This is a genomic window from Paenibacillus pinisoli (assembly GCF_003605435.1).
Classification (GTDB): Bacteria; Bacillota; Bacilli; order Paenibacillales; family Paenibacillaceae; genus Pristimantibacillus; species Pristimantibacillus pinisoli.
In genome coordinates, this window is sequence record NZ_QXQB01000017.1 from 1 (window position 1) to 559 (window position 559).

2 tRNA genes are annotated in these 559 nt (G+C 48.3%); both read left to right on the forward strand.

From position 1 onward, the window contains the following. The first annotated feature begins 208 nt into the window (after nucleotides 1-208). A tRNA-Ile gene (locus D3P09_RS27290) sits at nucleotides 209-285 on the forward strand. Between the two features lie 29 nt (nucleotides 286-314). Beyond that, a tRNA-Ala gene (locus D3P09_RS27295) sits at nucleotides 315-387 on the forward strand. Nucleotides 388-559: the final 172 nt, after the last annotated feature.

Below are 559 nucleotides of genomic sequence, written 5' to 3' on the forward strand. Positions count from 1 at the left end.
ATCGGAAGGTGCGGCTGGATCACCTCCTTTCTAAGGATATACCCGAACCCGATGAGGTTCGGATACAGGAAACGAAAGTTTCCAAATCTCAGGCAGATGTTGCTCGCTCGTTGTCAGTTTTGAAAGACTAATCGTCTTTCTAAATCGAAGATCCCACGTGACGCTTTTTGTCATGTCATCTTCAAAAGAGTCATAGCAGAATACCCGAGGGCCTTTAGCTCAGCTGGTTAGAGCGCACCCCTGATAAGGGTGAGGTCGGTGGTTCGAGTCCACTAAGGCCCACCATTATCGACTGAGAAGTCGGTACCCATTACGGGGCCATAGCTCAGCTGGGAGAGCGCCTGCCTTGCAAGCAGGAGGTCAGCGGTTCGATCCCGCTTGGCTCCATTTGTTCCTTGAAAACTGGATAACGAAAGTAACAAGAAGTATTTAATTCTTATCTTCGGATGAGAAGAGAATCTTCTGCTGAAACATCCTTTAGCATGATTTAAACGTTGGCTTTAAGCCAGCGATACTAGGTTAAGCTAGTAAGAGCGCACGGAGGATGCCTAGGCACCAG